The organism is Siphonobacter sp. BAB-5385, from assembly GCF_002261125.1.
Lineage (GTDB): Bacteria > Bacteroidota > Bacteroidia > Cytophagales > Spirosomataceae > Siphonobacter.
Genome location: NZ_NMPS01000034.1, coordinates 1 through 8,506, shown reverse-complemented (window position 1 = coordinate 8,506; position 8,506 = coordinate 1). Strand labels below are relative to the sequence as shown.

The 8,506-nt window shown below is 43.6% G+C and carries 8 protein-coding genes and 1 pseudogene; 3 read left to right on the top strand and 6 right to left on the bottom strand.

Annotation, left to right across the window (positions count from 1 at the left end; translation table 11 throughout):
• Positions 1-416, top strand: a pseudogene (locus BWI93_RS03015) (PAS domain-containing protein); the annotation flags it as partial.
• 172 nt (positions 417-588) lie between these two features.
• Positions 589-2,880 carry a PAS domain S-box protein gene (locus BWI93_RS03010; RefSeq protein ID WP_094808688.1) on the top strand — a complete coding sequence of 764 codons (2,292 nt, stop codon included), beginning with the start codon at positions 589-591 and terminating at the stop codon, positions 2,878-2,880.
• Positions 2,881-2,971: 91 nt separating this feature from the next.
• Here BWI93_RS03010 and BWI93_RS03005 read toward each other — a convergent pair whose 3' ends face one another.
• The 6 genes from BWI93_RS03005 to BWI93_RS02980 form a co-directional block, all read right to left on the bottom strand.
• A complete protein-coding gene (locus tag BWI93_RS03005) occupies positions 2,972-3,382 on the bottom strand; it encodes a response regulator (protein ID WP_369679088.1) in 411 nt (136 codons plus the stop codon).
• Between the two features lie 677 nt (positions 3,383-4,059).
• Positions 4,060-4,458: a response regulator gene (locus BWI93_RS29365; protein WP_369679089.1), complete on the bottom strand. Its 399-nt coding sequence runs from the start codon at positions 4,456-4,458 to the stop codon at positions 4,060-4,062.
• A gap of 111 nt (positions 4,459-4,569) precedes the next feature.
• Entirely contained in the window at positions 4,570-5,031 is a 462-nt protein-coding gene (locus BWI93_RS02990; protein WP_094808684.1) for a hypothetical protein, read from the bottom strand.
• 53 nt (positions 5,032-5,084) lie between these two features.
• The gene (locus tag BWI93_RS02985; RefSeq protein WP_369679087.1) at positions 5,085-5,381 is read right to left on the bottom strand and encodes a hypothetical protein; all 297 of its coding nucleotides are present in this window, start codon (positions 5,379-5,381) and stop codon (positions 5,085-5,087) included.
• An 80-nt stretch (positions 5,382-5,461) separates the two neighbouring features.
• Positions 5,462-5,602 (bottom strand): hypothetical protein, encoded by a 141-nt coding sequence (locus tag BWI93_RS27625; RefSeq protein ID WP_176454112.1) that lies wholly within the window; start codon positions 5,600-5,602, stop codon positions 5,462-5,464.
• 416 nt (positions 5,603-6,018) lie between these two features.
• Positions 6,019-6,414 (bottom strand): Lrp/AsnC family transcriptional regulator, encoded by a 396-nt coding sequence (locus tag BWI93_RS02980; RefSeq protein ID WP_217902218.1) that lies wholly within the window; start codon positions 6,412-6,414, stop codon positions 6,019-6,021.
• A 180-nt stretch (positions 6,415-6,594) separates the two neighbouring features.
• Between BWI93_RS02980 and BWI93_RS02975 the strand changes: the two genes are divergently transcribed.
• The gene (locus BWI93_RS02975) at positions 6,595-8,052 is read left to right on the top strand and encodes a S41 family peptidase (protein WP_176454111.1); all 1,458 of its coding nucleotides are present in this window, start codon (positions 6,595-6,597) and stop codon (positions 8,050-8,052) included.
• The last annotated feature ends 454 nt before the right edge of the window (positions 8,053-8,506 follow it).

Below are 8,506 nucleotides of genomic sequence, written 5' to 3'. Positions count from 1 at the left end.
GCCTGCTCACGCTCAATCCCGGCGTGAAAGAAGTAGGCATTTTTGATACGTTTAAGCAGGTATGCGAAACGGGTATTCCGGATCAATCCGAACGGCATTATGTACATGAGCAGTTTGATGGCTGGTTTTATCAATCCACGGTGAAGCTCGGCGATGGCGTAGCGACGACGACCACCGATATGACTACGATGAAGCAGGGCGAATTGGAAATTCGCCGACTGAAAGATGAAATAGCCCAGCAGGCCACGGATAAATACCAGATGCTGTTTAATTCCATTGATCAGGGCTTCTGTATCATTGAGGTTCTGTTTGATGAGCAAGACCAGCCCACCGATTATCGCTTTACAGAAACCAATCAAGCATTTCTCCGACAAACGGGCCTTCAGAATGCCTTGGGAAAACGATGCGGGAGCTAGCCCCCGAGCATGAGCAATTTTGGTTTGACATCTATGCTCAAGTAGCTCGGAGCGGCGAACCCGTCCGTTTTGAGCATGGGGCCGCGGCCTGGGGCGTTTTTACGAGGTGTACGCCTTTCGGTTTGGAGAACCGGGTCAAAACCGGGTAGCAATCTTATTTAACGACATTTTAATGCGGAAGCAGGCCGAAGAAGCTCTACGCGATAGTCAACAACGCTACCACTCACTGCTAGCGAATCTTCCCGATTACGCCATCTACCGGTTGGACGCCAACGGCACCATTACCGAATGGAACGAGGGAGCCCAGCGTATGAAGGGCTACTCCGCCGAAGAAGCCGTGGGGCAATCAGCCTTTCTTTGCTATACGCTGGAAGACCGGGCAGCGGGTGAAGCCGAGCAAGAACTCTTAAAGGCCGCTCAGACGGGCCGTGTAGAAAAAGAGGCTATTCGCTTACGCAAAACAGGTGAACGCTTCTGGGTCAACGAAATCACCACGGCTATTCACGATGCTCAGGGGCAGCTTGTTGGCTTCACTAAAATCAGCCGGGACATTACCCGTCGCAAGCAGGCTCAGGCCTTGCGGCGGCAATTAGAACAACGAACGCGTTTAGCGGTGGAGGCAGCCGAGATGGCCACCTGGGAATGGCATCTGGTTACGGATGAAGTCTACTGGAACGAGCAGCATTTTAAGCTTCTGGGAATGCCTGTGGAGCCGCATCCGCAGAGATCTCAGGCCTTTGTCAGCCGAATTCATTCCCAGGATCGGGACTGGGTAGTAAACGAATTAACGAGGGCCATTGACGAGCAAAGTCTGTTTGATACCGAGTTTCGTATCATTCGTGACGACCAAGTCACTCGCTGGATGAGTGGATATGGACGCGTGACTGGAGAAGAAGACGGCAGGCCGGCCCAAATGAGTGGCATCATGTTCGATATCACCGATCGTAAAACCGCTGAAGAAGCCTTGCGAGCCAGTGAAGAACGGATGAATAAGCTAATTTCACTCATGCCGGCGGGGCTTTATACCTGTGATGTCAAGGGAAGGATTACCTATTTCAACCGCCGGGCTGTCGAGCTCTGGGGCCGCAAGCCCAGGTTTGAGGATACGCAGGATCGATTCTGCGGAGCCTTCCGCTTGTGGCAGCCGGATGGCTCACCTTTAGTGCACGTCAAATCAGCCATGGCCGATGCGGTCCAGAAAGGAATCTCGTTTAGAGATCTGGAAGTGCGGGTGGAACAACCCAATGGCAATCGCCTGACTGCTTACGTAAACATCGACCCCTTGTTTGATGAGGAAGGCAAGCTTATGGGGGCCATCAACGTGTTTGTGGACGTGACTAAACAGAAAAAAGCGGAAGAAGGGCTTAGGGAAGCCGATCGACGCAAGAATGAGTTCCTGGCCATGCTGGCTCACGAGCTTCGTAATCCTATGGCTACGCTTGGCAATGGTTTACAGATTCTTTCGCTAACGGCCTCGGCGAATACCCAGGCAAAATCTGTGTTGGAGATGATGTCTCGCCAGACCGAGCATCTAGTACGGATGGTCGATGACCTGTTGGATGTCAGCCGGATTAGTCAGGGTAAAATTGAACTCCGAAAAGCGAGCGTCAACCTGGTGGAGCTTACCCGTCAGGCGATAGAATCTGTACAAGCGTTAGTACAGCAAAAGCAGCAGCAGCTAACCGTCCGTTTACCAGCGACTCCGGTTAAGCTCGAAGGAGATGCCACGCGGCTGGTGCAGATGGTGATGAATCTCTTGACCAATGCCTCTCGCTATACTCACCCAAAGGGCACGCTTCACGTAAGCTTAGAACACCAAGGCCAAAGGGCTCTTTTACGCGTTGAGGATACCGGTATTGGCCTAAGTCCGGATCAGCTGACTTCGATTTTCGAATTGTTTGTGCAAGCCGATAACTCCCTGGCCCGCTCCGAAGGGGGACTGGGTTTAGGACTCACCTTAGTCAAGCAGATTGTAGAACTGCACGGTGGAACCGTAGAGGCCCAGAGTGAGGGCATAGGTCAGGGTAGTACATTCCTGGTCAGCTTGCCTACCTCAACCGAGGGCCAATGGTCATCTATACTAAAAAAAGAAGCGGAGCGAAGAGCCCTTCGCCTGTTAATCGTAGATGATAATCTTGATGCCACCTTCACCTTAAGTATGCTCTTAGAGCTCAAGGGTTATGAGGTACACAGCAGGAACAGTGGTAAAGAAGGAGTATTAGCAGCGGAAAGTCTTAAACCCGACGTTGTTTTGTTAGATATTGGTATGCCGCAGATGAATGGCTATGAAACCTGTCAAGAGATGCGTAAGCAGCCTTGGGGTAAAGATTTATTTATTGTTGCCGTGTCTGGCTATGGACAGCACGAAGACAAACAGAACGCTAAAGCAGTTGGGTTCGATGACCATTTAACGAAGCCGATCGATTTGAATGCACTGCTCCAATTACTCTCAAAGTTAGCTTAATAAGGCGTTTGAATTTAATTCAGATTCTAAAGATCGGGGGATTTCTTTGCATACAAGCGAAAGAATTTAATCTAAAAATGAGCAATAATACTTATTGTCCTAAATAGCTATTAGGATGTAAGCAACCCTGCCAATATTCATAAATTGATTTCATTTGTTGCTTTAAATCTTCATAGGTGTTTGCTTTTTGATAAAAGCCCTGTACACTTTGAAAATAGGCCTGATTAACAAGAGTAGCATTAGCTGCCGTAGTTAAAAACACGAAGGGAATAGCTTTTTTTCTTAAAAAGTCACTTTCAGCAATGGCTTGATGGAGCTCCAAACCATTCATAATCGGCATATTTACATCACAAAGAATCAAAAACGGTTGTCTTTGTGTCGTGCACAGATAATCTAAAGCTAGCTTTCCATTGTTAAAAAATAGAAGTTCATTTTCGACGCCTAATTCGGTAAACACACTTTTAATTAAGAATTGATCATCTTGATCATCTTCAATGGACACAATGGGGCCTTTAGTCAACATAAGTAAGGTTTTATTTTGGATGCAAAGAAAGCCTATCTTTAGTATTTTGGCCTTATGTATCTTCTCCGCATAGTAAGAAAACGTGCGTAAAGGGAATATATCACCTCATATATGAGGCGGATGAAATAGCTATCTAAGATCATATTATTGCAGGCTTTTATGTATAGACTCCATAAGCTGGCTTAAGCGTGTATCACTACTATCTAGGTAAAGCTTATGTAGATAGTAGTGATAATCAGCCTTTAAAAGAACGCAATCCTGCTGCCCTACCTTTCTTATGAATACAATCCCCAAATCTTCGAGCATAGACATTCTATGCTGAAATTGGTCTAGTAAGAGCGATTTAAAGCGTTGACGGAGGGTACAATAAAGAAGATCTGCGGGTACATAGGAAGTATGGATCAATAGGCCTAAGGTGTAGAAATAGAAAGTCTTATCTAAGAGCTTGAGTAGCTGTAGCTGTTTTGAACCTGATAAATCATTCATAGGCGTGATGGGTAAAACAAAATTATATTTAAATCTTATTTGAGGTTATGTAATTATCTGATTTTAACTATATAGACAAAGTGGTATAGTAATTTAATGTTAATTACTGACTTTATGTAAAATGGGGAACTGGAAACGCTCGGTATACTTATACCGAGCGTTTTTAATAATTAGGCTGTTAGTAATTGCTGCCAAAAGGCATGCATAGCCAGGAAACCGCTAGCTTTAGTGATAAAGCGGGTAGCTCCTTTGCTATGAGCTTGCGTTTGAAGCTGACTATCTTCACGAGAAGTGAATAAAATGATAGGCAAATTTTTCCAGACCGAGGAGTGTCTAAGATGTTCTAGAAAGTCTAACCCGTCCATCCCTGGTAGATCATAGTCGAGTAAGATGAGCTGAGGTTTTATAAAGCAATCTTCTAAATACCGAAGTGCTTCTTCAGCGGAACGAACAAAGTACAACCGGCAGGCCGGGGCCTGCTTCTGATAGGACCATTCTAATAGGGAACAATAATCTTCATTATCTTCAATTACTAGAAATAGAGGAAGTGGTTTACTAGAAAACGGCATTAGGGTGTATAGGGATAACATCATTCTGAAACGAATGATGGTTTAACTCTAAAGAAGTATGCCTCCTAGTGCTTGAATACTTATGTTTCTTTAACACTAGTTAATACTATGTTACAGTTCTTGAGTGGTTGTTTGTAAAATGTTATAAGGGGAAACAACATTATTTAAGAGTTTTTCAATTTTGATCTTCTTGATGATCTGAGTAACCAAAAAGGAGAGTGATAGAATGAACCAAAGCCAATAGTCATATTTTAAAGCCCAATAAAAGAAAGGTAAGCTTAACAATAACCACTCTAACAGAACAGCCTTCAATACACTTAATTGGCTGAATTTGAACAAAATAGCATCTAGTATAAGTACAGAAAGATAGAGTCCAGCCAAGAACTTAAATCCGTAGCCAAACATCAATATAAGACTAGAAACAATACTCCATAAAGCTAAGTCCCAGATATCAGGTCTAGCGGCATCAAAGTCCTTCAAGGACAATATAAATAAAGTAAACAAATAGGTTGTACCGTAAAAACCGATCAGGTGAATCCAGTTAGTTAAACAGATATAGGGTATTTTCGCCAATGTTGTATAAATTTCATTATGTTAAGTATTGCCTTATTAGGTATGAGTAAAGATCAAGAAAGATCTTTCAGTAAGTGTTTGATATAAGCATTTGTCACCGTTTCTCGATTCGACTTATCATAAATTGAAAGTAGATACACCGATTCACTTGTGATGCGTACATAGGTAATCAGGCGTCCACCCCCACTCTTGCCTTTGCCCTTACTTTTGATGGCCAAACGAACCTTGTAACAGTTTTTAAAGACTTCACTACCTTGCGTAGGATTTTCCTGTAAGGTTTGCCCCAGAGCCCGTAAGTCTGCCTTGATCGAGGGGTACTTTCCCGAGAAGCTTTTTAAACTCTTTCTCAAAATTTGGGGTAAGAATGATTTTATAGTTCATCTAAAAAACTATCTAAGGTCCGAACGGGCAGGGTTCCTTTTTCAATTTGTTACATTTCTTCGTAGCCGGTCTTGATACTCTCAGCCCTAGTGAAGGCTTCCAGCTTTTTAGACACCTCCTGCCACTCTTTTAAGGGAAGCTGAACGGCGGTTACCTTTCCCTGAGCATTGGAGACATATTGTACGTTCATAGCTATACGTATAAAACAAACCGTTGATCACTGATACCAAAGTTAAAGAAGCGTTTGTTTGATTCTTGTCATTGCCCTAAAAACTAATCCAGTCAGCAACTACATCCAATGCACATGCATAGAGATAGCCTACCAACCTAACCTAGCTTATTAAGATCCACGTCTTTCAGATGACTATAGAATATTAGGCTAATCCACTGTCATTTAAAAAATTACACGAAAACGATGGTATAATAAGCTTAGATGTATTAAGTATTACCAGGAATAGTATAGACATCTAGTTTGCTAACGGAAACAAGCGTAAGAGCGACAGGTCAGGTAACTGCCGTTGACCAACTGTGCCAGCTAGTATGAATGCAACGGGACGGATAAACCTACCTTTACCCGATCCATCGTAACAAACGAACGAAAGCGTTTCACATTCGTATTGCCAAAAAAAGTCGTCTGGTAAGTAATTCGTAGTCTTCCATACTGCTCACACTGACAATCAAAATAAAATCGGTTTCGCCCGTCACATAGTAGCATTGCTGAACTTCAGGAGCGTAATAAAAGCTCTTCTTGGCTTCATCAATTAAATCAATCTGCTCGCTGGCCAGCTCCACTTCCACAATCACGGTGATACGCTGCCCAACCTGGGCCGGATCGACCACGGCAATATTGGCTTGAATGACGCCCTGCTCTTCCATCTTTGTGATTCGACGATGAACGGAAGCGGCTGAGAGATTTACTTGTTCACCAATCAATCGCTGTGGTGTCGTATTGGCCCCTTGCAGAATGGTAAGAATATGGCGATCAAACGAATCAAGTTCCATAGGCTAAGAAAAGAAACAGGTAGAGGAATGAAACAAAATTGCGTTTCAGTACAAAAGATAGAAAGAAAAAATCATAATCTGTGTAATAATTTTGCACTTCTAGTCTACTGTGGTTAGTGCTTAGCCGATTAGTCATCCACCCTTCGTTGAACTGTGAATTTTATGGCCTTGCCTTTACCTATGAAATCAGCACTTGTCGTTTTAGTCATTCTATTGACTCTGCTTCCCACGCACGCCCAAACGGCCAAAACTACTCCTGAAAACGCGTTTACACCTCAACAGCTACAGCAAGACTTTGGCTTAACCCGGCAACTCTTTGAGATGATGCATCCCGCCCTGTACGACGTTATTGCTAAAGAGAAGCTTGACCGCTTGTGGGACAGCACCAGCAGGCTGCTTGACCATAAGCTAACGGCCTTCGAGTTTTTTAACTTGTTATCCCCAATCATTTCCCAACTAGGTTGTGGTCACACTGGTGTAGGCCTACCAACTTCGGAGCGTGAGTATATCAACCGATATGTACCCGTCAAAGTAAAGTTTCTAAGAGGGAAAGCCTACATTATAGCAGACCAGGACAATGATCCGAGTCTATTGGGGAGTGAGGTATTGAGCATAAACGGTCAACCAATGACCGTCATTACGGCCGAATTGTTCAAGCATATCAGCACCGACGGCATCAATTCGGCTAATCGATATTTCCATCTCGATAATAAGTTTGATCTGTATTACGGCCTACATATTGCCCAACCCGACACATTTAGACTGCTTATCAGGAGTGGCAACAAGCCCGATAGTGTAGTAATTCTACCTGCCACAACCAAGCGAGTTACTCGATCAAAAGTTGGTTTAATCTCTAGTTCCCCTAAACGAGATCGTCCGTTTTCCATAAGCTTACCTAACGCCGAAACGGCTGTACTGACGATAGATCAATTTTATATCGCCCTAGATGATGATAAATCGAAAGAAACCGTTTACAAACAGTTTTTAGATTCCTGTTTCACACTGATCAGGCAAAAACAGGTGAGAAATCTAGTCATTGATTTACGTAAAAACTCAGGAGGTTACGGTACCTGGGGGGCTTGGCTATACGCTTATCTGGCCGAGAAGCCTTTCAATTATTACAAAGAAGCGGTTGTCACAACCAATCAAGATTTACCTTTTATTCAATATACCGATTGGAAGCAGACCGAATATAGAGACTACGTGAAAGACATTACTAAAACCCCTTCTGGGCAGTATCGGTGGACGGCTCACGACAATCTGAAAATGCAGCAGCCTCAGCCGACCCGGTTTAACGGACCCGTTTATATCCTCATTGGTCGAAAATGCTTTTCTACAACAGCGGAGTTTTGTGCGGTTGCTTATTCCAATAAACGAGCGACGTTTATTGGGGAAGAAACCGGGGGCGGATACTACTCCATCAACGGAGGTGATATGATGGAAATGATCCTGCCTAACACAAAAGTTAAACTAGTGATACCCATGCGAAAATATGTAATGGCGGTGGAGAGTCCCTCCAGTCCGGGCCACGGAACGCTGCCTGATTACTGGATTGAACCCACGATCAGTGAATTTTTAAGTGGTAAAGATGTAGAAATGAACTTTACCTTAGCCTTAATTAAGAAGAACCGCAAATAGGGGTCTTGAAGAGCTATTTTACTACTAGAATGAATACTTCTATTCAGAATGATGTTCTGTACTCACGGTAGCTTATGGACTGCTAAACCTTGGACTTTATCTAACATTTTGCTCAAGACGTCGGCCCTTATTCAGAATATCTTGAAACGCCTCTATCAAGTGACAGTAGCCAATTTCTACTACTTGCGTCAATTCCTGGCTATGTGCAATCTCAAATGGTTATCCGCTCCTGCGGCCCGATCAAGAATCGAGGTTTAATTTTCAGGGATAGGATTGGGTAAGACTGTTTTTCTTTCGAATGGACGAATCATGGTTGTATAATCAATCGTTAAGTTGAATTCATTCAAACCTAATATAGCCATTACAGAAAAACGATGGTTTTCCTGTAATCTCATAACCAATACATTTTTCTCATGATAGTATGTGTAATATCATTACACATTGGCTTCTACGA